The 22,219-nt window shown below is 66.8% G+C and carries 22 protein-coding genes; 11 read left to right on the forward strand and 11 right to left on the reverse strand.

Going from position 1 to position 22,219, the window contains the following annotated elements; all coding sequences use genetic code 11:
• Positions 1-144: 144 nt before the first annotated feature.
• A complete protein-coding gene (locus FHW81_RS21615; RefSeq protein ID WP_003082839.1) occupies positions 145-558 on the reverse strand; it encodes a VOC family protein in 414 nt (137 codons plus the stop codon).
• 36 nt (positions 559-594) lie between these two features.
• Positions 595-1,020, reverse strand: a complete 426-nt coding sequence (locus tag FHW81_RS21620; protein ID WP_003086910.1) for a YciI family protein — start codon at positions 1,018-1,020, stop codon at positions 595-597.
• Positions 1,021-1,277: 257 nt separating this feature from the next.
• On the opposite strand from FHW81_RS21620, the gene FHW81_RS21625 reads away from it, so the two are divergent.
• The 3 genes from FHW81_RS21625 (at position 1,278) to FHW81_RS21635 (ending at position 3,219) form a co-directional block, all read left to right on the forward strand.
• Entirely contained in the window at positions 1,278-1,547 is a 270-nt protein-coding gene (locus FHW81_RS21625; RefSeq protein ID WP_003086912.1) for a MoaD/ThiS family protein, read from the forward strand.
• A 20-nt stretch (positions 1,548-1,567) separates the two neighbouring features.
• Positions 1,568-2,674, forward strand: a complete 1,107-nt coding sequence (locus FHW81_RS21630; RefSeq protein ID WP_033992471.1) for a WD40/YVTN/BNR-like repeat-containing protein — start codon at positions 1,568-1,570, stop codon at positions 2,672-2,674.
• Between the two features lie 68 nt (positions 2,675-2,742).
• Complete coding sequence (locus FHW81_RS21635) at positions 2,743-3,219, forward strand: YbaK/EbsC family protein (protein ID WP_003086914.1); 477 nt, start codon at positions 2,743-2,745, stop codon at positions 3,217-3,219.
• A 15-nt stretch (positions 3,220-3,234) separates the two neighbouring features.
• Here the strand turns inward: FHW81_RS21635 and FHW81_RS21640 are convergent, their stop codons facing one another.
• Both FHW81_RS21640 and FHW81_RS21645 read right to left on the reverse strand, forming a co-directional pair.
• Positions 3,235-3,633 carry a VOC family protein gene (locus FHW81_RS21640; protein WP_003106807.1) on the reverse strand — a complete coding sequence of 133 codons (399 nt, stop codon included), beginning with the start codon at positions 3,631-3,633 and terminating at the stop codon, positions 3,235-3,237.
• A gap of 37 nt (positions 3,634-3,670) precedes the next feature.
• Positions 3,671-4,321 (reverse strand): helix-turn-helix domain-containing protein, encoded by a 651-nt coding sequence (locus tag FHW81_RS21645; RefSeq protein WP_003082844.1) that lies wholly within the window; start codon positions 4,319-4,321, stop codon positions 3,671-3,673.
• On the opposite strand from FHW81_RS21645, the gene rhtA reads away from it, so the two are divergent.
• The gene (gene rhtA, locus FHW81_RS21650; RefSeq protein WP_033980899.1) at positions 4,320-5,213 is read left to right on the forward strand and encodes a threonine/homoserine exporter RhtA; all 894 of its coding nucleotides are present in this window, start codon (positions 4,320-4,322) and stop codon (positions 5,211-5,213) included. The genes FHW81_RS21645 and rhtA overlap by 2 nt on opposite strands.
• Here rhtA and pmpM read toward each other — a convergent pair.
• On the reverse strand, positions 5,196-6,629 hold the full coding sequence (gene pmpM, locus FHW81_RS21655; protein WP_023084432.1) for a proton-coupled multidrug efflux MATE transporter PmpM: 1,434 nt from the start codon (positions 6,627-6,629) through the stop codon (positions 5,196-5,198). The two genes, rhtA and pmpM, sit on opposite strands and share 18 nt — an antisense overlap.
• A gap of 412 nt (positions 6,630-7,041) precedes the next feature.
• Here pmpM and FHW81_RS21660 point away from each other — a divergent pair, with 412 nt between their 5' ends.
• The 4 genes from FHW81_RS21660 (at position 7,042) to FHW81_RS21675 (ending at position 11,476) form a co-directional block, all read left to right on the forward strand.
• Positions 7,042-7,365 (forward strand): hypothetical protein, encoded by a 324-nt coding sequence (locus tag FHW81_RS21660; protein ID WP_033980900.1) that lies wholly within the window; start codon positions 7,042-7,044, stop codon positions 7,363-7,365.
• Between the two features lie 228 nt (positions 7,366-7,593).
• A complete protein-coding gene (locus FHW81_RS21665) occupies positions 7,594-8,118 on the forward strand; it encodes an RNA polymerase sigma factor (RefSeq protein WP_003086922.1) in 525 nt (174 codons plus the stop codon).
• A complete protein-coding gene (locus tag FHW81_RS21670) occupies positions 8,115-8,957 on the forward strand; it encodes a FecR family protein (RefSeq protein WP_033980901.1) in 843 nt (280 codons plus the stop codon). Before FHW81_RS21665 ends, FHW81_RS21670 begins: the two co-directional genes overlap by 4 nt.
• A gap of 77 nt (positions 8,958-9,034) precedes the next feature.
• Positions 9,035-11,476 carry a TonB-dependent siderophore receptor gene (locus FHW81_RS21675; RefSeq protein ID WP_003086926.1) on the forward strand — a complete coding sequence of 814 codons (2,442 nt, stop codon included), beginning with the start codon at positions 9,035-9,037 and terminating at the stop codon, positions 11,474-11,476.
• A gap of 160 nt (positions 11,477-11,636) precedes the next feature.
• Here the strand turns inward: FHW81_RS21675 and FHW81_RS21680 are convergent, their stop codons facing one another.
• The 3 genes from FHW81_RS21680 to fabF all read right to left on the reverse strand — a co-directional run bounded on the left by FHW81_RS21680 (position 11,637) and on the right by fabF (position 15,447).
• Positions 11,637-12,473, reverse strand: coding sequence for a PhzF family phenazine biosynthesis protein (locus FHW81_RS21680; RefSeq protein ID WP_003109588.1), 837 nt, complete (start codon positions 12,471-12,473; stop codon positions 11,637-11,639).
• 289 nt (positions 12,474-12,762) lie between these two features.
• Positions 12,763-13,680, reverse strand: coding sequence for a hypothetical protein (locus FHW81_RS21685; RefSeq protein WP_023090678.1), 918 nt, complete (start codon positions 13,678-13,680; stop codon positions 12,763-12,765).
• A gap of 498 nt (positions 13,681-14,178) precedes the next feature.
• Positions 14,179-15,447 carry a beta-ketoacyl-ACP synthase II gene (fabF, locus tag FHW81_RS21690; RefSeq protein ID WP_003109587.1) on the reverse strand — a complete coding sequence of 423 codons (1,269 nt, stop codon included), beginning with the start codon at positions 15,445-15,447 and terminating at the stop codon, positions 14,179-14,181.
• 108 nt (positions 15,448-15,555) lie between these two features.
• Here fabF and FHW81_RS21695 point away from each other — a divergent pair, with 108 nt between their 5' ends.
• Complete coding sequence (locus tag FHW81_RS21695) at positions 15,556-16,062, forward strand: winged helix-turn-helix transcriptional regulator (RefSeq protein WP_003086962.1); 507 nt, start codon at positions 15,556-15,558, stop codon at positions 16,060-16,062.
• A gap of 214 nt (positions 16,063-16,276) precedes the next feature.
• A complete protein-coding gene (gene pdxB / locus FHW81_RS21700; protein WP_004348869.1) occupies positions 16,277-17,419 on the forward strand; it encodes a 4-phosphoerythronate dehydrogenase PdxB in 1,143 nt (380 codons plus the stop codon).
• Between the two features lie 20 nt (positions 17,420-17,439).
• On the opposite strand, the gene aceK is transcribed toward pdxB, so the two are convergent.
• Positions 17,440-19,173 carry a bifunctional isocitrate dehydrogenase kinase/phosphatase gene (aceK, locus tag FHW81_RS21705; protein WP_003133326.1) on the reverse strand — a complete coding sequence of 578 codons (1,734 nt, stop codon included), beginning with the start codon at positions 19,171-19,173 and terminating at the stop codon, positions 17,440-17,442.
• Positions 19,174-19,308: 135 nt separating this feature from the next.
• Here aceK and FHW81_RS21710 point away from each other — a divergent pair, with 135 nt between their 5' ends.
• Positions 19,309-19,842 carry a GNAT family N-acetyltransferase gene (locus FHW81_RS21710; RefSeq protein ID WP_003082887.1) on the forward strand — a complete coding sequence of 178 codons (534 nt, stop codon included), beginning with the start codon at positions 19,309-19,311 and terminating at the stop codon, positions 19,840-19,842.
• Between the two features lie 158 nt (positions 19,843-20,000).
• Here the strand turns inward: FHW81_RS21710 and guaD are convergent, their stop codons facing one another.
• Positions 20,001-21,305 (reverse strand): guanine deaminase, encoded by a 1,305-nt coding sequence (gene guaD / locus FHW81_RS21715; protein WP_003120467.1) that lies wholly within the window; start codon positions 21,303-21,305, stop codon positions 20,001-20,003.
• Positions 21,306-21,377: 72 nt separating this feature from the next.
• The gene (xdhC, locus tag FHW81_RS21720) at positions 21,378-22,217 is read right to left on the reverse strand and encodes a xanthine dehydrogenase accessory protein XdhC (RefSeq protein WP_023089003.1); all 840 of its coding nucleotides are present in this window, start codon (positions 22,215-22,217) and stop codon (positions 21,378-21,380) included.
• Positions 22,218-22,219 lie beyond the last annotated feature (2 nt).

A 22,219-nucleotide genomic window follows, 5' to 3' on the forward strand; every position in this document is an offset into this window, starting at 1 on the left:
ATGAAACTAAAGCGGAGGCTAGGAATTTTGGTTTTAAAATGCAACCTAAATTATCGCAGCAGTGCGTCTATCGATCGCGACTCGCGCACAGTGGAACGCGGGCCCGCCGCTGATTCACCTGGCGGCGGGCCCGCGTAGCGGACGCTACCGGTCCTGCTCGCAGTTGACCATCCAGGCCACGCCGAAGCGGTCGGTGAACATGCCGAAGCTCGCCGCCCAGAAGGTCGGGCCCAGCGGCATCTGGACCGAGCCGCCCTCGGCGAGGGCGTTGAACAGGCGCTCGGCCTCGGCCTTGCTGTCGACGTTGAGGCTGATGGAACAGCCCTTGATGCCTTCGTAGGGATAGGCCGGGTGATTGTCCGAGGCCATCAGGGCGAAGCTGCCGACCACCAGCCGTGCGTGCATGATCTTGTCCTTCCAGTCGGCCGGGATGTCGCCGCACTCGGGGCTGTCGCCGAACGGCAGCATGGCCTCCAGGGTGCCGCCCAGGTGCTGGTGGTAGCAGCTGAAGGCCTCCCGGCAATTACCGTTGAAGATCAGGTAGGGGACGATTTGCATGGCGCTTTCCTCGTTCTTGGCGGAGTGCGGGGCGGTTCAGTTGCGTTTTTCCAGCTCGGCGCGCAGGCGCTCCTCGCGCTCGCGCAGTTCCGGGGTGAACTCCTCGCCGAAGTCCTCGGCCTCGAAGACCTGGCGGATCTCGATCTCGGATTCGCCGTCGAATGGGTTCGGGCATCGCTTGACCCACTCGATGGCCTCTTCCAGGGAGGCCACCTGGAACATCCAGAAACCGGCGATCAGCTCGCGGGTCTCGGCGAAGGGGCCGTCGATCACCGTCCGCGCGTTGCCGGAGAAACGCACCCGGGCGCCCTTGGCGCTGGGCTGTAGCCCTTCGCCGGCGAGCATCACCCCGGCCTTGACCAGTTCCTCGTTGTAGCGGCCCATCGCCGCGAGCAGTTCCTCGCTGGGCATCTCGCCGGCTTCGGAAGCCTGGGTGGCCTTGACGATCACCATGAATCTCATCTGCGTTCTCCTTGTTGTTCTGCGCAATGACGGCCCGTTCTGGCCCGCCTCCCGAACTGGTCGAACGGCAGGCCGGCGGATCGACAGGCGACGGCGGTTTTTTCGCTGGCCGGGGCAGTATAGGAGGCCCGCGCCGAGCGGCCGGGATGGCCGACGAGCGTCGCTGCGGAGTGTGCTGACCGCTGGGCGGGCCGCGCCAGCCGTGGCCTGCAGGACTTCTACACTGTTCCGGCAGAGCCATTTCCGCGAGCCTCGGCATGCCCCGTATCGTCTTCGCCCCGGCCATCCAGCGGCACGTCGCCATGCCCGCGCTGGACGTCGGCGCCGCCACCGTCGCCGCCGCCTTGCAGGCGGCCTTCGCCCGCGAGCCGCGCTTGCGCGGCTACCTGCTCGACGACCAGGGCAGTCTGCGCCGGCATGTGGCGCTGTTCGTCGATGGCGTGCAGGTCCGCGATCGCCGGGGATTGGGCGATCCGCTCCAAGACGATAGCGAGATCTACGTGGTGCAGGCGCTGAGCGGCGGTTGACCAACAGAGGAGGACATCCGGTGAGCGAGCGACTCTATGTCGGCACCCGCAAGGGCCTGTTCGAGCTGCGGCGCAACGCGGCGGGCCAGTGGCTGCCGATGGCCAGCCACTTCCTCGGCGAGCCGCTGAGCATGCTCCTCGCCGACCCGCGCGATGGCGCGCTCTACGCGGCGCTGAACCTCGGCCATTTCGGCGTCAAGCTGTGGCGTCGCGACGCCGGCGCGACGGACTGGATGGAATGCGCGGTGCCGGTCTATCCGCCGCAGCCGCCAGCGGCCGAACCGCTGGAAGGCCAGGCGGCGGAGCCACCCTGGTCGCTACAGCAGTTGTGGATCCTCGAGCCAGGCGGCGCCGACCGGCCCGGCACGCTGTGGGCCGGGACCATCCCCGGCGGCCTGTTCCGCTCCGACGACCGTGGCGCCAGCTGGCGCCTCAACCGCGAACTCTGGGAACGACCCGAACGCGCCCAGTGGTTCGGCGGCGGCTACGACCATCCCGGCATCCATTCCATCTGCGTCGACCCACGCGACAGTCGCCACCTCACCGTCGCGGTGTCTTGCGGCGGCGTCTGGCAGAGCCACGACGACGGCCGCAGCTGGACCTGCACCACCAGAGGCATGCGCGCCGACTACATGCCGCCGGAGCAGAGCGAGGAAGCGGCGATCCAGGACCCGCACCGCCTGGTGCAGTGCCAGGCGCGCCCGGAGTTCCTCTGGGTGCAGCACCACAACGGCATCTTCCGTTCCCGCGACGGCGGCCTGCATTGGCAGGGCGTGGTCGCCGAGCCGTCCAGCTTCGGCTTCGCCGTCGCCGTGCATCCGCGGCAGCCGGACACGGCCTGGTTCGTCCCGGCGACCAAGGACGAATGCCGCATTCCCAGGGACGCCCGTTTCGTGGTCACCCGCACCCGCGACGGTGGCCACAGCTTCGAGACCCTCGAGCGCGGCCTGCCCGATGGCCCGGCCTACGACCTGGTCTACCGCCACGGCCTGGACATCGCCCCCAGCGGCGAGCGCCTGGCCATGGGCTCGACCACCGGCGGCCTGTGGCTCAGCGAGAACGGCGGGGAGGACTGGCAGCAGCTCTCCGCCAACCTGCCGCCGATCTACTGCGTGCGCTTCGCCTGAGCGCGCGGTGCTGGACAGCCTCGGCGCGCTTGCATAAGTTCGTGGGTTTTCGCCAAGGAGCCCACCCCATGAGCCTCGAATCCGTCCGGCGGTTCTTCGCCGAGAAAGCCCCGGACCTGCGCATCATCGAGCTGGAAACCAGCACCGCCACCGTCGCCCTGGCCGCCGAGGCCCATGGCGTGGAGCCGGGGCGCATCGCCAAGACCCTGTCGCTGCGGGTCGGCGAGCGCACCGTACTGGTAGTGGCGCGCGGCGACGCGCGGCTGGACAACCGCAAGATCAAGGCCGCCTTCGGCGGCAAGGCGAAGATGCTCGGCGCCGAGGACGTGGTCGAGCTGACCGGGCACCCGGTCGGCGGAGTCTGCCCGTTCGGCCTGGCGACGCCGCTGGCGGTGTACTGCGATGTCTCGCTGCAAGCCTTCGACGAAGTGCTTCCGGCCGCCGGGGCGGTGCACAGCGCGGTCCGCATCGCCCCGCAACGGATGGCCGAGCTGGTGGATGCGCAGTGGGTCGATGTGTGCCAGGAAGTCCTCCAGGAAGCCTGACGGCAACTGCCGGGCTCAGGCCAGATTGAGCTGCCAGGACACCCCGAAGCGGTCGGCCAGCCAGGCGAAACGCTGGCTGAAGCCGTAGTCGCCGAGCGGCATCAGGGCCTTGCCGCCGTCGCTCAGGGCCTCGGCCAGGCGCTCGATCTGCGCGTTGCTCTCGCAGTCGACGAAGAAGGAGAACGCCGGGGTGAAATCGAAGGCGTGCCGCACATGGCTGTCGATGCAATGCACGCTCTGGTCGCCGAGGCGGAACAGCGCCTTCAGCACCGAGCCCTCCGGGCCCGGCCCCTCGGCGCCGTAGCGCTGGATCTGGAGGATCTCGGCGTCGTCGAACAGCGACAGGTAGAAGTTCATGGCCGCCTCGGCCTGGACCCCCTGGAACATCAGGAAGGGTCGTACGCGTGCGCTCATCGCGGTCTCCTCTGGAAGGCTGGCTCGAGGCTAGAGCCTAGCTCACCACGTTGCGGGTGAAACGCACCACCTCGTCGCCGTCGTTGACGTAGGCGTACGGCTGGTCGCTGGCGAAGGCATGGAAGTCGCCGGCCTCGATGCGCCGTTCGCCGTCGGCCAGTTCCAGGCGCAGGCGACCTTCGATGACCAGAACCATCTCCCGCCAGCCGGCGGCGTCGGGTTCCGATACGTAGCGCTCGCCCGGTCCCAGCGACCAGGCCCAGAGTTCCACCTCGCGCCGCGCCGGTGCGCTGGCGAGGAGGGTGGCGCGGCTCTCGGGGTGGTGGCCGACCCAGGCCACCGCATTGATCCGCGAGCGGTCGGTGGCCGGTGCCTGGACCAGGTCGGGGAACAGCACGCCGAGGGCGGCGGCGATACGGTCGAGGGTCGACAGGCTGACATTGACGTCGCCGCTCTCGATGCCCACCAGCATCCGCCGGCTGACACTGGCCGCGCGGGCCAGCGCTTCCTGGCTGAGGCCGGCTTGCAGGCGCAGGCGGCGGACGTTGCCGGAGACATGTTCGAGGACGCTGGGGCGTTCGGTAGGGTTGGGCAATATATTGCTCACTGTCGCGGTTTTGCGCATTATAGTGCACATCCCGTTTCCCGCAGTCCATCGGGCTGCTTCCCACTGCCGGACCTCTTCCATGACCTCCACCTCCCGCGGCCTCGCCGGAACGCTGTTGCCGGTCGGCCTGCTATTGATCGCCATGGCCTCGATCCAGAGCGGCGCCTCCCTGGCGAAAAGCATGTTCCCCCTGGTCGGCGCCCAGGGCACCACGGCCCTGCGGCTGTTCTTCGCCGCGCTGATCCTGCTGTTGCTCCTGCGTCCCTGGCGCAAGCGCCTGAGCCTGCAATCGCTGCGCTCGGTGGTGATCTACGGCATCGCCCTGGGCGGCATGAACCTGCTGTTCTATCTCTCGGTGCGCACCGTGCCGCTGGGCATCGCGGTGGCCCTGGAGTTCACCGGGCCGCTGCTGGTGGCGATCCTCTCCTCGCGGCGCCTGCTGGACTTCCTCTGGATCGGCCTGGCGGTGTTCGGCATCTGGCTGTTGCTGCCGCTGGGCAACAGCGCCGAGCCGCTCGACCTGGTCGGCGCCGCCTATGCCCTCGGTGCCGGCGTGTGCTGGGCGCTGTACATCCTCTTCGGCCAGCGCGCCGGCGCCGACCATGGCGCCCAGGGCGCCGCGCTGGGGGTGCTGGTGGCGGCGATCCTGGTTGTGCCGATCGGCGTCGCCCACGCCGGCGCCGACCTCCTCGACCCGGCGCTGATCCCGTTGGCGCTGGGCGTCGCGGTGCTCTCCACGGCCTTGCCCTACACCCTGGAAATGGTCGCGCTGACCCGCCTGCCGGCGCGCACCTTCGGCACCCTGATGAGCATCGAGCCGGCCTTCGGCGCGCTCTCCGGGCTGCTGTTCCTCGGCGAGCGGCTGAGCCCGACCCAATGGCTGGCCATCGGCGCGATCATCCTCGCCTCGGTCGGCACTACCCTCAGCGTCAAGTCGCGTGGCGCCGCCCCGGCGCTACCGGCCAAGGACTGAGGCGGCCTCCGCGTCCTCCCGCTGCAGGCGCTCGTGCTGGCGGATGAAGCGCCGCGCGCTGCGCGCCAGGCGGATGCAGAGCATGATCGCCGCGCCGGTCAGGCCCACCACCAGGCCTTGCCACAGACCGCGCGGTCCGGTGGGTTCCTGGAACCAGTCGGTGAGGCCGAGGCTGTAGCCCACCGGCAGGCCGATGCCCCAGTAGGCGAACAGGGTCATGATCATCGTCACCCGGGTGTCCTGGTAGCCGCGCAGGGCCCCGGCGGCGGTGACCTGCAGGGCGTCGGAGAACTGGAACAGCGCGGAGAACACGATCAGCGAGGCGGCGATGGCGATCACCGCCGGGTCCGGCGAATACATCGCGGCGATCTGCTCGCGCAGCAACAACATCAGGCTCGCCGAGACGCAGGCGTAGCCCAGCGCCGCGGCCATCCCCACGCCGGCGGCGAAGCGCGCGTCGCGCGGCAGGCCGGCGCCGAGGTTGTGGCCGACCCGCACGGTCACCGCCATCCCCAGCGAATAGGGAATCATGAACACCAGCGCGCTGAAGTTCAGGGCGATCTGGTGGCCGGCCACCACGTTCTCGTCGAGCCCGCCGATCAGCAGGGCGATCACCGAGAAGATGCTCGACTCGGCGAACACCGCGATGCCGATCGGCAGGCCGACCGCCACCAGCGGGCCGATGGTCGCGCGATCCGGCCACTCCCAGCGCGAGAACAACTGGCTGGCGCGGTAGATCGAGGCCTTGTTCACCCAGAACAGCATGCCGAGGAACATGAACCACATCACCGAGCCGGTGGCCCAGCCGCAGCCGGGGCCACCCATCTTCGGCATGCCGAAGTGGCCGTAGATCAGCGCGTAGTTGATCGGGATGTTCAGCAGCAGCCCGCCGATCCCCAGCACCATGCTCGGCCGGGTCCGTCCCAGGCCGTTGGTGTAGCAACGCAGTACGTGATACAGCGCCGCCGCCGGGAAGCCCAGGGCGATGCCCTTGAGGTACAGCAGGCTCGGCCCGATCAGTTCCGGGCGCACTTTCATCAAGCCGAGGATCGGCTCCGACAACCACCACAGCACCGCCCCCGACAGCGGTCCGATCAGCAGCGCCAGCCACAGCGCCTGGCGCACCAGCGGCCCGGTGCCGGGCTGGTCGCCGGCGCCGTAGCGCTGGGCGACCTTGGCCGTGGTGGCGAGCAGGGTGCCGGTCATCAGCAGGAACATCGGGATCCAGATCGAGTTGCCCAGCGCCACCGCTGCCAGGTCGTGCGGACTGGCGCGCCCGGCCATCACCGCATCGACGAAGCCCATGGCGGTGGTCGCCAGTTGCGCGATCATGATCGGCGCGGCGAGGGTCAGCAGTTCCTTGAGTTCGGCGCGGATGCGCAAGCCACGGGAAAGGGGCAGGGCGGGGCTGTTCACGGCAGTCCTTGTCTGGGCAGGGGAACCGCGTAGTTTACGGGTTGACGGGGTGGTCAGGAAGGGTCAGCAGGGTCGTGCCGGTTGCCCAGCCCCCCACCGCGCTACGCGCAGACAAACGACCCCGCGCTGCCCGCTTGAGGCCCGACCCCGTAGGGCGAATAACCGCCTGGCGGTTATCCGCCGGATACCCGTGACAGCGGCGGATGACATGCCCTGGAAACGCCGGACATCTCCCCCAGACTTTTCCGCAGCCTCTCTCAGACGCCCAGGAATTGGATAAAAAACCAGTAGGAGGAAGATGGAGGGGTCGCCAAGTCCATCTGTTTTCTTGGGGGCAGAAAAGACGCGGGCCGCAGGTGCAGGAACACCTACGACCCGCTAACCAGAGACCAGCTAATCAAGGAGCTGACCCATGGCTAAGGCCGATGATACGTCGAATCCCGCAATAACCGCACAGTCCCCTTCCACCTTCATCCCCCTGCGACGCACCTCGCAATGCAACCAGCACCCCGGTTGCGCCACCCTCTACCTGGACAGCAGCGCAGCCAGCGAAGACCTGTTTGACACCGCCCGCCGCCGGCTGGAGTCGGCGATCGGAACGCTGAGCGTCCTCGACCTGCTCGACGAAACCGAAGAGCCCGGCGAAAGCATCTGCCGCATCACCGGTTCCCTGCTGTCGTTGCTCAGCGACGCCCTGTCGCTGTTCGAGGCGGAGTACACACGCAGACACCGATAACCGACGGAGGCGGTGCCCCCCGGCAAGGCCGGGGGGTTGAGTAGCGGGGCGAAAAGGGGATCCCTCTCCGCCCTGGCTCGGCAGTTGCGCGGGCGGGCGAAAGCCACCTGCCCGCTACGCACGCCAACCCAGGCAATCCCTGACGATGACCGGTCTTTCATCTGCGACTGTTTCTCATTTACACTCGACCCCCATTCTTCGGAGCCAGGCTCCTTTCCTGGGTGCATCGTGCCGTTCGATCCCGCCAAGCCGACGCTGTTGTCCACACTGGTTCGTCACTACGAGGAACTGGTCGACCATGTTCGCCGGCGCTTCGGCGACCGGGGCATGGCGCGCGAAGTGGTGCACGACGTGTGCGTGCAGTTGCTCGAACGCGACGAGAAGGAGGACGTGCACACGCCCCTGGCCCTGCTGCGGAAAATCTCCCACGACGCCGCCGTGAGCCGCTATCGTAGCGACCGTCGTCGAACCGCCTGGGTGGAAGCCGTCGCCGAGCTTCCGGAAGTCGCCTGCATGGCGGCGACGCCCATGGGTCGCCATGAGGCCGAGCGCGAGTTCCAGGCACTGGTCGACGCCATCGCCACGCTTCCTCCTCGCTGCCAGGCCGTTTTCGTCATGCACAAGATCCACGAAGTTCCCCAGGCGCAAGTCGCCGACCGCCTCGGCATCTCCGTCAAGACCGTGGAAAAGCACCTGCGCCTCGGACTGGCGGCCTGCCGGGAACGGCTCGGCCGCGGCGAGGCACGGCCATGACCCAGCCCTCGAAACGGAATGGGCAGGTTCCGCTGGACGACGCCCTGGAGCGCCATCGCGACGCGCTGAAGGACCTGTTCCCGCTGCCGCCCTCCCGGCCGAAATCGCGCAAGGCAAGCAAGGCGGCCGGCGTCGCGCTATTGCTGGCGCTGGCCATCGGCGCCCTGGCCTGGCTGGACCCGGCCTACAAGCGCGAGCGCTTCGCCACCGCCATCGGTGAGCGGCGCGACGTGACCCTGGCCGACGGCAGCCAGCTCCTGCTCGACAGCGGCAGCCAGATCGAGGTCAGTTGGCACCCGCTCAGCCGTCGGGTCGCGTTGCGCGCGGGGCAGGTGCTTTTCGAGGTATCCCCGGCGCGCTATCGGCCCTTCGTGGTGTCCGCGGGTTCGACCGACATCCGCGTGCTCGGCACCCGGTTCAACGTGCGCCGCCTGGACGACGATGTCCGCGTGACCCTGGAGCGTGGCCGGGTGGAGGTCGGCACCTCGGCTACGGCGCAAGCGCCAGTCGTGCTCCTGCCGGGCCAGCAGGTCGATGCCATTGGCGGGCAACTGATGCCGCTGGCCAAGGTCGATGCCGCCACGGCGATGGCCTGGAAAGACGACCGCCTGGTCTTCGAGCGCACGCCCCTGGGCGAAGCCGTCGCGCTGCTGCGCCATTATCGCAAGGCGCCCATTCTCCTGGACGACCCCAGCCTGGCCTCCCTCCGGCTGACCGGCGTCTTCGTCGCGCACAACGCCGACCGGCTGCTCGACCTGCTGCCGAGCATCCTTCCCGTGGCCGTGTCGCGGCAGGAGGACGGCAGCGTCGAGATCCAACGCAAATCGACGCGAAAATAATTCTCGGACGCAGGTAGGGTTTCCCGCGCGCCGTGGCGGCTATCCAGGAAAAGCCAACCTGCATAGGAAATCGAGACGTGCATTTTTCCCTCCGCAGTCGCCACCTGCGTCCTTCATTGCTCGCCAGCAGCCTGCTCCTGGCGGTGTCGGCCCAGGGCCAGGAAAAGCTCGACGTGGATCTGCCCGCCGCGCCGCTCGGCCAGGCGATCAACGCCCTCGCGCAACAATCCTCGGTACAGATCCTTTTCGCCGGCGATCTCGGCGCCGGCCGCCAGGCGCCCGCGCTGAAGGGGCGTTTCACCCCCGAAGAGGCATTGCGCCAGTTGCTCAGGGATAGCGGCCTGAAGGCGCAGGCCAGGGACGAACATACCTTCATCGTCGTTCCGGCCAGCGAAGCCGCCGTGCCCGCTACGCAAGCCCGCAGCGAACCGCTGGACATGGAGCAGATGGAAATCACCGCCTCGCGCACCAGCAGCGACCTGGTCTCCGCCACGCGCCAGTCCACCGTCATCGAGCATGCCCAACTGGAGGAGCTGCGCCAGGGCTCCGACAGCCTGGCCACCGTGCTGGCCAAGGCGGTGCCGGGGATGTCCGATTCCAGCCGCACCATCACCGAATACGGCCAGACCCTGCGCGGGCGCAGCATGCTGGTGATGGTCGACGGCGTGCCGCTGAACACCAACCGCGACTCCTCGCGCAACCTGGCCAACATCGACCCGGCGCTGATCGAGCGGATCGAGGTCATCCGTGGCAGCAGCGCCATCTACGGCAGCGGCGCCACCGGCGGGATCATCTCCATCACCACCCGTCCGGCCGGCGGCGAGAACCGCGCGGAAACCCGCCTCAGCGCCACCTCGCCGCTGACCCGGCTGGGCAGCGATGGCCTCGGCGGCCAGTTCCAGCAATACTTCGCCGGCTCCCTGGGGGCGCTCGACTATTCGTTCGACTTCGGCACCCGTCACGTCGGCGCTTCCTACGACGCCCATGGCGACCGCATCGCCCCGGAACCCAGCCAGGGCGACCTGTTCGACTCGAACGTCTACAACATCGGCGGCAAGCTCGGCCTGCGCATCGACGAGAACCAGCGCGTGCAGCTCGCCCTCAGCCACTACGACGCCCGCCAGGACACCGACTACGCCACCGACCCGAGGGTCGCCAGGCTGCCGCCGGGCTCGGTCCCGGCCAACGCGATCAAGGGCCTGGAGCTGGACGAGCAGAACCGCATCCGCAACACCCTGGCGAACCTCGAGTACGAGAACCTCGACATCCTCGGCAGCCGGCTCTCCGCGCAGCTCTACTACCGCGACTATTTCACCCGCTTCACTCCGTTCGACGCCCGCGCCGTCTCCACCCGCGGCGGCAACGTCGACCAGATCATGCAGAACAGCGAAGTGTTCGGCAGCCGCCTGACCCTGCGCACGCCGCTGGGCGAAAGCGGCAATACCGAACTGGTCTGGGGCGGCGACTACAACCAGGAACGCAGCGACATGCCGCTCGACGTGTTCGACCCGGCGGCCTACGACGCCAGCGGCGGGCTGGTCTTCGACAAGATCGGCAAGCTCACCTACATGCCGCCGCTACGCACCCGCAGCGCCGGCGCGTTCGCCCAGTTGCAGCATCGCTTCGACGAACACTGGTCGATCGACGGCGGCCTGCGCTACGAATACTCCACCGCCGAATTCGACGACTTCATCCCGCTCTCCGAGTCCAAGGCCGCCTCGCCGGTGACCGTCAAGGGCGGCGACCTCGACTACGACGCGGTGCTGTCGAACCTCGGCATCGTCTATTCGCCGGTGGCTGGCCAGGAAATCTATGCCTCCTTCAGCCAGGGCTTCCAGCTGCCCGATGTCGGCATCCAGCTGCGCAACGCCCGCCGTGGCTTCGATATCGGCTCCTCGAACCTCGAACCGGTGAAGACCAACAACTACGAACTCGGCTGGCGCGGCGCCATCGGCGGCAACACCCTGGGCAGCCTGGCGCTGTTCTACACCACCTCCAAGCTGGGCGACGTGCAGAGCTTCAACAACGGCCTGATCCTCACCCGCACCAAGGAGCGCATCTACGGCGTCGAGGCCAGCGCCGACTGGCTCAGCGACGACGAAGTCTGGGGCGCGGGCGGCAGCGCCACCTGGATGCGCGGACGCGAGAAGCCGGACGGCAAGGACTGGCAGGACATGACCGGCTACCGCGTGCCGCCGCTGAAGCTGACCGCCTACCTGCAATACAAGCCGGATGCCGACTGGAACAACCGCCTGCAGGCCACCTTCTTCGACTCCAAGGACTACCGTCTCGACGGCGTGGAAAGCTTCGGCCGGCGCCAGGTCAGCACCTACACCACGGTCGACCTGGTCAGCCAGTACCGCATCACCCCCGACGACCAGTTGAGCCTGGGCATCCAGAACCTGTTCAACCGCGACTACTACCCGCTCTACAGCCAGTTGCTGCGCAACAACAACAACACCAGCCACCTGCCGGCGCCGGGCACGGTGCTGACGGCGAGCTATACGCACAACTGGTGAGGGGAGGGCGGAGCCACCGGGCCTGGGCGGGCCCGGTGGGCAGGGAGGGTGCTTCCAGAGGGAAGGCGGCCCCGTTGTCATGGGCGGGCATTTCCGTCCAATGCCGGACGCCGATCCAGGTCGGCCAGGTAATGGGGAAGGACAGGGTACGCCGTCCCGCTCAGAACACGACCTGCCCCGACATGCCCGGCTGCACCTCACCGCCGATCCAGATATCGCCGCCGATCTGCTCGACGCTTATCCGCCCCCGGCGACCCAAGGCCGTGCCCTGGCTCGCCGTGTAGCGCCCGGGCATGACTCCCGTGCCGATCAGCCATTGCGCCAGGCTCGCGTTGAGGCTACCGGTAACGGGGTCTTCATTGAGTTCCTCGCCCATGAAGGCGCGCACTTCCACATCCGCCTCCGCCTGGGGACCTTGCCAGGGCGCGACCACGCCCACGTTGAGCCCGTCGAGCTTCGCGTAGTCCGGGCGAATGGCCAGGACCTCGTCACGCGTGGCCAGCCGAACGGCGACCCAGCCGGGTCCGTTGTCCACCCATTGGCTGCCGAGTACCTGCCCCGGGGACAGGCCAAGCCCGCTCTCGATCCGTCGCAACACCTCGTCTTCGACCGCTCCGCCACGAAGCAGGGGAGGCGCCGCGAACGACAGCAAGGCGCCCTTGCGGCGGATGCGGATCAGGCCCGCCAGACACTCCTGGACGATCTCGTCAGCAGCATTGCCGCCCCCCTGGTTCAGCCAGACCTGGCAGCTCCCCAGCGTCGGATGCCCGGCAAAGGGCAACTCCCGCAACGGGGTGAAGATCCTCACGCGATAGTCGGCTTCGGCAACGGTCGGCCGCAGCAGGAAGGTCGTCTCGCTCAACTGGGTCCAGGCGGCGAACTCGAGCATCTGCTGGCTGCTCAGGCGGTCGGCGCCAATCACCACGGCAACGGCGTTGCCTTTGAAGGGCTGTTCGGAGAAGACATCGACTTGCTCGAAGGGTAACGAAACCGGCATGGAACCTCCTGTTGTTGTGGCGGGGGAGGATAGGCTAGAGAGCTGCCGTCCGAAACCGGAGGGGGAACTTTCGAGGGGCTGCCGCGGGACGGTAGTTGTTTTCGTTAGGGACAGCGTGCGGTAAAAAGGGGCCAGTGTGCTCTCTTCTTCTACGGATTCCGTATTCGAAGTATCTTCGGATTTGAGCGTTAGTTGGCCGGCTTGCGGGGAGCGGCATGATGGTGGCGTGCGGGCTGGAAAATCATAAGAGCTGGCTGGTTAGAGTAGCCTAATGATTAGGCTCGTTTCTCTACAGTTCTTTGTCCGACCAGCCTTCCAGTTTTGTCTGGATTACTTTGCCCTTTTCGCCTTCATTCTGAACTGATACATACTGGTAGGTTTTTTTAAGCGAGGCCCTGACGCCATTGTCAATCAATTTGAGCGTGTAGGTGGTTTTTGAATTCTCCTCATCACTGATTCTATTGCTGAGGAATTTCTGCCCATGCTTGAGTGTCGCGACGAGCTCGCGATTGCTGACGGTTGCAGTCCAGCCATTAGCTGGCGCAGGTGTGCCCATGACATATTCGTTGGCTGGATGAAAGACCGAAATTCCAGAGTCCCATCCCGCAACTTTTACTGATCCGGCATCGTGTGTCAGTGCTCCATAGATGGCGGTGAATGCCTGTAGGAAGTTTAACTGAAATTCTTTTGACTTGGCGATTGCATTTCCTTCGCTGTCGTAAAAACCTATTCCGGAGAACTTGCTCTGGTCGGCAGTGACCGTCTTGATGGGGGAGGCCATGTTGCATACGTCAAATACTATTTTTCTAAATTGCATAGGCAGTTTTGTTTTCTTTCTGAAGTCAGCGACCGCTTTCGCCACGGCCTCGGCACTGCTGCTTCCCGCCTGAGCCCCTCCACCGTGAGCAAGAATTATTGCGCCCGCATCTCCTTGAAGTGTTGACAAGTCTGGAGTGTGAATGTCTTCAGTGGCATGCCTTGTAACGGCTTCGGCCTCCAATACTTCGAAACCTTTCAAAGGCTCATCGCTATTATTCGAGAAGATTTCCTGGATATCGCTCTGCGAGCGCTTCGCAGAAAGGTGGTACCAGCCAATGAATTTGACTTCGCTTCTTGATGCATATTTGTGGTAAATGCCAAGTACGCTAGGTATTGGGCTACAGCCCTTGAGTCCAACCGTGAATATAAATAAATTTTTAACTATCATGCAAGTCTCCCTGTTTTCTGGTTGTAGTAAATGAGCCAAGAGTTTAATAGGCATGCTAGTTCAGGTCGGCGAAATTTCAAGTCGATAAGCATGGCGTTGGTCTGGTTGGGTTGGAAGGCTGGTTTTTTCTGCGAGTCCTCCCTGTGGTGGAGATTTCTTGAATCTGAAAGCCTGCGAGTTAAACCTGAAACTTTTTTCCCATGAAGAATACCAGAGCCCCTGATATTTGAGATTGTAAATAACCTTGGTAGATATTCATGGCTAGCTTGGAGCGAAAACGCTAATTGGGTGCGTTACCTAAACATTACCCTCCTGATACTTGCTCCAGATCGCTCGTAAAAGCCGTCATGATGTAACTGCCGCATCGGAAAAGACCTCATGTGTCTGAGCTCATGCTCGACATGGCCTGGCGGCGAACTGATGTCCCTCCACCAGCGGGAGCTTGGGCTGCTGGCAGAGGGCAGGCATCTGGCACGATCGCTTCCAGAGTAGGACGCGCTACACCCAGCGCCGGAACAACAGACTGGCATTCACCCCGCCGAAGCCGAAGCCATTGGACAGCGCGTGTTCCATCGGCCAGCGCCGGGCTTCGCCGCGAACCAGGTCGAGGCCCTCGGCGTCGGTGTCGGGCGTTTCCAGGTTGAGTGTGGCGGGGGCGAGCTGGTCGCGCAGTGCCAGGACCGTGAAGATAGCCTCGATGCCGCCGGCGGCGCCCAGGAGGTGGCCGGTGGCGGATTTGGTCGCGCTGATGGCGAGCCCGCTGCCAGCGCCGAACACGGCCTTGATGGCGGCCAGTTCGCCCTTGTCGCCTACTTGGGTGGAGGTGGCGTGGGCATTCAGGTGTTGCACCGCGGCCGCTTCCACGCCGGCCTGGCGCAGCGCCTGCTGCATGGCCCGGCGGGCACCGCTGCCATCTTCCGGCCCGGCGGTCATGTGGTAGGCGTCGGAGCTGGTGCCGTAGCCCACCAGCTCGGCGATGGGCCTGGCGCCGCGCGCCAGGGCGTGCTCCAGTTCCTCGATGACCAGTAGGCCGGCGCCTTCGCCCATGACGAAGCCGTCGCGGGCCTGGTCGAAGGGGCGCGAGGCGCGTTCGGGGCTGTCGTTGAAATCGCTGGACAGGGCGCGCGCGGCGGCGAAGCCGGCCAGGCTCACCCGGTGGATGGTCGCTTCCGCGCCGCCGCAGAGCGCCACGTCGACCTCTCCCGCGCGGATCATCCGCGCCGCGTCGCCGATGGCCTGCACGCCCGCCGCGCAGGCGGTCACCGGGGCGCCCAGCGGTCCCTTGAAGCCATGGCGGATCGACACATGGGCGGCCGCCATGTTGCAGAGAAAGGACGGGATGGTGAAGGGCGACAGGCGGCGCGGTCCCTTGCCGTCGGTGGTCCGCACCGCTTCGGCGATGGCATGGAAGCCGCCCACCCCGGAGGCGATGACGGTCGCCGTGCGCTCCTGCGCCTCGGCGCTCTGCGGCGCCCAGCCGGCCTGGGCCAGGGCCTCTTGCGCGGCGGCCAGGGCGAAGAGGATGAAGCGGTCCATCTTGCGTTGTTCCTTGGCGGCCAGCAGCAGGTCGGGATCGAAGCCGGCCTGCGGGTCCTGGACACGGTCGGGGACCTGGCCGCCGATGCTGATGGGCAGGTCGCCGATCAGCTCCGCCGGGAGCGTGGCGATGCCCGATTGCCCGGCCAGCAGGCGTTGCCATATGGGTTCGACTCCGCAGCCCAGCGGGCTGACCGCGCCCATGCCGGTGACGACGATACGTTTGCTCATGAGGGTCCGAGTCCTTCTGTTCCGTTGGAATAGCAGTCAGTGGACGTAACTATCATCATGAAAGTAACATGCGGACCAGCACTTTGTGAGCCTCGCCAAGGAAGAACCATGCAACGCAAGACCTTCGCCGATGCCGAATGCCCCATCGCCCGCAGCCTGGAACGGGTCGGCGAATGGTGGAGCATCCTGATCATGCGCGATGCACTACAGGGCCTGCGCCGCTTCGACGAATTTTCCCGCAGCCTGGATATCGCGCCGAACATGCTCACCCGGCGCCTGAACGCGCTGGTGGAGGCGGGCCTGCTCGAACGCCAGCCCTACAGCCAGCGCCCGCTGCGCTATCAGTACGTGCCCACGGCCAAGGGCGAGGATTTTCGCGTCGTGCTCATGGCTTTCGTCGCCTGGGGCAATCGCCACTACGCAGAGGAAGGGCAGAGCGTGCAGCTCGTCGAGCGAACAAGCGGGCGGCCGGTGCGCTCGTTCATGGCGGCTCTCGCCGATGGCCGAACGGTACCGCTGGAGCAATGCACCGTACAGGCCGGGCCTGCCGCCAGCGAGGAAATGCGCCAGCGCCTGGCGGCCATGCCGGAGCGGAGCGAGCTACCGGCTCGATGAACGGGCTCCCTGGCGTCCGCCGCCTGGTCGAGGAGACGGACGAGGCGTTCGCGGTTCTGTTCCTTGTAGCTGGCCATCGTTCGCGGTCGTGGTTGGGAAAAACGCGATCGTCGAGGCTTGCGCATGGCGCTGGCAGGTCCGCCTCGCGAGCCGTTCGGCAACACCGCGAGCCCTCGGCCTGCTAGAGTGTGCAGCCTCGTTCGCGGAGGTCTGCATGCGTATTCTCGCCGATGAAAACATTCCCGTGGTCGACGCCTTCTTCGCCGACCAGGGCTCCATTCGCCGCTTGCCCGGGCGCGCCATCGACCGCGCGGCGCTGGCCGAGGTCGACGTGCTGCTGGTGCGCTCGGTCACCGAGGTCAGCCGCGCCGCGCTGGCCGGCTCGCCGGTGCGCTTCGTCGGCACCTGCACCATCGGCACCGACCACCTCGACCTCGACTACTTCGCCGAGGCCGGCATCGCCTGGTCCAGCGCGCCCGGCTGCAACGCCCGCGGGGTGGTGGACTACGTGCTCGGCTGCCTGCTGGCGATGGCCGAGGTGCGCGGCGCCGACCTGGCCGAACGCACCTATGGGGTGGTCGGCGCTGGGCAGGTCGGTGGGCGGCTGGTGGAGGTGCTGCGCGGGCTGGGCTGGAAAGTGCTGGTCTGCGATCCGCCGCGCCAGGCACGCGAGCCGGACGGCGAATTCGTCTCGCTGGAACGGCTGCTGGCCGAGGCCGACGTGATCAGCCTGCACACTCCGCTGAACCGCGACGGCGAACACCCGACCCGCCACCTGCTGGATGAACCCCGCCTGGCCGCCCTGCGTCCCGGCACCTGGCTGGTCAACGCCAGCCGTGGCGCGGTGGTCGACAACCAGGCCCTGCGCCGCCTGCTCGAAGGCGGCGCCGACCTGGAAGTGGCGCTGGACGTCTGGGAAGGCGAACCGCAGGCCGACCCCGAACTGGCCGCGCGCTGCCTGATCGCCACGCCGCACATCGCCGGCTACAGCCTGGAAGGCAAGCTGCGCGGCACCGCACAGATCTACCAGGCCTACTGCGCCTGGCGCGGCATCGCCGAACGCGTGAGCCTGCAAGACGTGCTGCCGGAAACCTGGCTCGCCGGCCTGCAACTCAACCCCGGCTGCGACCCGGTCTGGGCGCTGGCCACGCTGTGCCGCGCGGTATACGACCCGCGCAGCGACGACGCCGCCTTCCGTCGCAGCCTGACCGGCGACAGCGCCACCCGCCGCGCCGCCTTCGACGCCCTGCGCAAACACTACCCGCCGCGCCGCGAGATCACCGGCCTGCGCGTCGCCACCGGTGGACGGGTGGAGTTGCAGCGGGTGGTGCGGGCGCTGGGGGCGCAGTTGGTCTAGGAATGGGCGGCTGGTTCGGTCTACTTGAGCAACTGCTCAGGCGTCTCCTGCCGCCGATAGGGAAACACGTCGATCACCTTGCCCTCGCGGATCTGCTCCTGGAGGCCCTGCCAGTATTTGGCGTCGTAGAGGTTGCCGTGCAGCTTGGCGAATAGCCGGCGCTGGTTGAGGTCGACGAACAGGAAGCGCGGGAATTCTTCCGGGAACACGTCGTTGGGCCCCACCGAATACCAGGGCTCGGACGACATCTCGTCCTCGGGGAAGCGCGGCTCGGGGATGTAGCGGAAGTTCACCTCGGTGAGGTAGCAGATCTCGTCGTAGTCGTAGAACACCACCCGGCCATGGCGAGTCACGCCGAAGTTCTTCAGCAGCATGTCGCCGGGGAAGATGTTCGCTGCCGCCAGTTGCTTGATCGCCAGCCCGTAGTCGTTCAGCGCCTCGCGGGTCTGCGCCTCGCTGGCGTTCTCCAGGTAGATGTTCAGCGGGGTCATGCGCCGCTCCGTCCAGCAGTGGCGGATCAGCACCACGTCGCCTTCCATCACCACCGTCGACGGCGCCACTTCCAGCAGTTCTGCCAGGCACTCCGGCTCGAACTTGCTCACCGGGAAGCGGAAGTCGGCGAACTGCTGGGTGTCGGCCAGGCGTCCGACCCGGTCGTGGTTCTTCACCAACTGGTACTTCTGGATCACCGTGGCGTGGTCGACGCTCTTCGACGGGTTGAAGCGGTCCTTGATGATCTTGAACACCGTGTTGAAGCCGGGCAGGGTGAACACGCTCATCACCATGCCGCGCACGCCGGGGGCCATGACGAAGCGGTCGTCGGTGGTCGCCAGGTGGTTGATCAGGGCGCGGTAGAACTCGCTCTTGCCCTGCTTGTAGAAGCCGATCGAGGTGTACAGCTCGGCCAGGTGCTTGCCCGGCAGCAGACGCTTGAGGAAGGCCACCAGCTCGGCCGGCACCGGCACGTCGACCATGAAGTAGGAGCGGGTGAAGGAGAAGATGATCGAGACTTCCGCCTCGTCGGTGATCACCGTGTCGAACTGGATGCCGTGGCCCTCGCGGTGCAGCAGCGGGAACACCAGCGGCCACTGCTCGTCCGGGGTGAACAGGCGGCCCACCAGGTAGGCGCCCTTGTTGCGATAGAACACCGAGCCGATCAGCTCGATGGCCAGGTCCGGGTCCTTGCACACCCAGTCCGGCAGGTTGCTGTGCAGCAGTGCGTCGATCCGTTCGAGGTCGCGCTCGCGGTCGTCGTAGGGCACGTCGAAGCGGTAGTCGTCGAAGATCTTCTCCAGCGCCTGGCGCAGGTCGCCGCCCGGCCGGTAGGTGCGGGTGTAGGGCGCGCGGGCGTGGGCGCGCAGCGAGGGCCGGGTGGTGTGCACGAACATCGTGCCGTCGCTGATGTTGTCGTGGCTGAACAGCCCGCAGAAGATCGAGTTGAACCAGGTCTCGGCCAGCTCGTCGTCCAGCCGCAGGTCGATCTGCGCGATGTAGGCGCTCTTGATGATCGGCCAGCGCTCCACGTCCAGCAGCTCGCTGTCGGCCAGCCCCGCGCGCAGCCCGGCCACCGTCTCGGCGACCTTTTCCTCGTAGAGGTTGATCCGCTGCGCCGAGGCGCGCTGCGCTTCCTGCCACTGCGCCTGCTCGAAGCGGGCACGGGCGCCGTCGGTGATCTCGCGGAACTGCTCTCGGTAATCGTCGAAACCGCGCAGGATGAGGGCGGCGATTTCGCTGGCTGGGGCGCTCTGGACCATGCTGGCGTCCTTTCGTTGTTCGAAGGTCGAGCTTAGCCAGAGCCGCGCGGCAGGGAAAGCGCGATCTCCGACCGGCTGGTCGAGCCCGGCGCAGACGCTTATGCTGGGTGGCCAGACAGCCCAGGGATGACCGCAATGACCGCCGAATCGCCGACGATCCGCCTCGAACGCTACAGCGAACGCCACGTGGAAGGCCTCACCGCCCTGTACAACGACCCCGCCGTGGCCCGCCAGGTCCTGCAGATGCCCTACCAGTCGGTGGAGCAGCGCCGCAAGCGCCTGCACGACAGCGCGGACGACGACCGCCTGCTGATCCTCGTCGCCCTGCACCAGGGCGACGTCATCGGCAGCGCCAGCCTCGAACAGCACCCGCGCATCCGCCGCAGCCACAGCGGCAGCATCGGCATGGGCGTCGCCGTCGCCTGGCAGGGCAAGGGCGTCGGCAGCCGCCTGCTCGGCGAACTGCTGGACATCGCCGACAACTGGATGAACCTGCGCCGCGTCGAACTCACCGTCTACACCGACAACGCCCCGGCGCTGGCGCTGTATCGCAAGTTCGGCTTCGAGACCGAAGGGGAGATGCGCGACTACGCGGTGCGGGACGGGCGCTTCGTGGATGTGTACAGCATGGCGCGCTTGCGGAGGGTCGAGGGGCGGGTGGGGGAGTGAGGGGGGCCGGGAGACTGCCTCCGGCCAGCAGTGGCCTATTTAAGGACCGCTCCAGCCCACCGATACAGGTGACTCAGCCACGCGAAACTCAGCAGTGCAGAAGTGTGGCTCCCCCCAGCTAGAGTTCGGACACCTTCGGGGCTTTTTTCATGAGCGTGTCAGTCGCGGCGATGCACCGAGCGACCGGCGGCGAAGGTTTCCTTCACCGTGCGGTCGTCGCCGAGGATGGTCAGCGCGAACAGCCGTTCGGCCAGGCTGCCGGCCTGGCTCAGGCGGTAGGAGAGCAGCGGGGTGGCGTGGTAGTCGAGGACCACGAAGTCCGCCTCGTTGCCGGTGGCGAAGCTGCCGATCCGGTCGTCCAGCTCCAGCGCACGGGCGCCGCCGAGGGTGGCGAGGTAGAGCGACTTGAACGGATCGAGGCGGGCGCCCTGCAACTGCATGACCTTGTACGCCTCGTTCAGGGACTGCAACTGGGAGAAGCTGGTGCCGGCGCCGACATCGGTGCCGAGGCCGACCTTGACCTTGTAGCGCTCCAGCTTCGGCAGGTCGAACAGACCGCTGCCGAGGAACAGGTTGGAGGTCGGGCAGAACGCCACCGCCGAGCCAGTCTCCGCCAGGCGCTGGCATTCGCCGTCGCACAGGTGCACGCCATGGGCGAACACCGAGCGCGGCCCGAGCAGGCCGTGGTGGTCGTAGACGTCCAGGTAGCCGCTGCGCTCGGGGAACAGCTCCTTCACCCACTCGATTTCCTTGAGGTTCTCCGACAGGTGGGTGTGCAGGTATACGCCGGGATGCTCGCGCAGCAGCCGCGCCGCCATGTCCAGCTGTTCCGCGGTGCTGGTCGGGGCGAAGCGCGGGGTCACCGCGTAGAGCAGACGGCCCTGGCCGTGCCAGCGCTCGATCAGCGCCTTGCTGTCGCGGTAGCTGCTCTCGGCGGTGTCGGTCAGGTAGTCCGGCGCGTTGCGGTCCATCATCACCTTGCCGGCGATCAGGCGCAGGTCCAGGCGCCGGGCGGCCTCGAACAGCGATTCCACCGATTGCCGGTGCACGCTGCCGAAGACCAGCGCGGTGGTGGTGCCGTTGCGCAGCAGTTCCTGCAGGAAGATCTCGGCGACCTGGTCGGCGTGGGCCTTGTCGCCGAACTGGCGTTCGGTGGGGAAGGTATAGGTGTTCAGCCAGTCCAGCAGTTGCTCGCCGTAGGAGGCGATCATCCCGGTCTGCGGGAAATGGATGTGGGTGTCGATGAAGCCGGGGGTGATCAGCGCGTCGCGGTACTCGAAGACCTCGACGTCGCCGATCTCGCCGAGCAGGGCCTCGGCGTCACCGAGGCGAGCGACCTTGCCGTCCTCCACCAGCAACAGGCCGTCCTCGAAGTATTCGTAGGAGCGTTCGACGCCGACCTCCGCGGGGTCGGCGATGCTGTGCAGGATGGCGGCGCGGTAGGCTTTGGCGTTGCGGGTCATGGCAGTCTCGAAAAAAAAAGGTTCGTGGGAGGTCCGCCGCCTGGCGGCGGACGCGGGGGAGCGGGGGGCCGCTCAGGATTCGTGGGCGCGGCGCGACTCCGGGGTCAGCCGGGTGACGCTCGACGGCCCCTGCTTGCGTTCCAGGCCGAAGGCGGCGTTGTAGGTGGCGATCACCTCGCCGGCGATGGAGATGGCGATCTCCGCCGGCAGCTTGCCTTTCACCCGCTCCAGGCCCATCGGGCAGCGCATCCGTTGCAGGCGTTCGGCGTCGACGCCACGTTCGCGCAGGCGGTGCTCGAACTTGACGCGCTTGGTCTTCGAGCCGATCAGGCCGAAGTAGGCGAAGTCGTTGCGCGCCAGGATCGCCGCGGTGAGCTCCAGGTCCAGCGGGTGATTGTGGGTCATGACGATGAAGTGGCTGCCGGGCGGCATCCGCTCGACCTCGTCGAGCACTTCGTCGTTCACCACTTTCTCCACGCCGTCGGGCAGGAGCGCGGGAAATTCGTGTTCCCGCGAATCGATCCAGCGCACCCGGCAGGGCAGGCTGGCGAGCAAGGGTACCAGGGCGCGACCGACGTGGCCCGCGCCGAACACGGCGATGTGTGCCTGCGGCTGGCCCATCGGCTCGAACAGCAGCACCGTGGCGCCGCCGCAGCACTGGCCGAGACTGGCGCCCAGGCTGAAGCGCTCCAGGCGGGTGTCCTGGGTCCGCGCGGCGAGCATTTCCCGGGCAATGGCCTGGGCCCTGTATTCCAGGTGGCCGCCGCCGATGGTGTCGTAGAGCCGCTCGGCGCTGACCACCATCTTCGAGCCGGCGTTGCGCGGGGTCGAGCCGCGTTCCTCGATGATGGTCACCAGGACGCAAGGTTCGCCGCTACGCTGCAACTCGGCCAGGGCGCTGATCCAGTTCATCT

Source organism: Pseudomonas sp. RC10-4-2 (assembly GCF_050433085.1).
Classification (GTDB): domain Bacteria; phylum Pseudomonadota; class Gammaproteobacteria; order Pseudomonadales; family Pseudomonadaceae; genus Pseudomonas; species Pseudomonas aeruginosa.